This is a genomic window from Vibrio sp. 10N.222.49.C9, assembly GCF_041474985.1.
In the GTDB taxonomy this organism is placed as follows: domain Bacteria; phylum Pseudomonadota; class Gammaproteobacteria; order Enterobacterales; family Vibrionaceae; genus Vibrio; species Vibrio crassostreae_C.
On record NZ_JBFRVD010000530.1, the window covers coordinates 1 to 459 of the forward strand.

1 protein-coding gene is annotated in these 459 nt (G+C 42.7%); it reads right to left on the minus strand.

Features of this window, described 5'->3' with window-relative positions; all coding sequences use genetic code 11:
• Positions 1 to 168 precede the first annotated feature (168 nt).
• On the minus strand, positions 169 to 459 hold a 291-nt coding region (locus AB4585_RS24325), incomplete at its 5' end, for a DUF3157 family protein (protein ID WP_372171317.1).

Sequence of the window (459 nt, forward strand, 5' to 3'; positions counted from 1 at the left end):
CACCCAGTGCAATTGAAAGACCAAGAAGTGCTAGGATGGATAGTGTTAATTTGCTTTTCATGGCTCTGTCCTCGTTTGTTTGTACATCTTAAACATAGGCCCCTGAATGAATATCAATGTAAGCTAATGTAAAGTAGTGCAAAGACATAGCTTGAACGAAAAAGCAGATTATCCTCGATGATCTAACTCACTGATTTCAGATAGAATTTGATACTGTTCTTGTTGTGGTAACTCTATCTTTATCGTCGAGCCTTGCTTGGTTTGTTGAGGGCGAAGATAGGTGTCCGCCATGCGTTTGATAGAACGAAACGCCGCGTGTTCTTCGCTCGCAAGTAAGTTGCCTTGTAGGTCGTAAACATCAATCTTGAGGTCAGCCTTTATCACCGGCTGCAGACCATTGTTGGTGATCTCAGTGTCAATGACTAAATAGCCGTCATTCCATTGCGTACCGACAAGGTT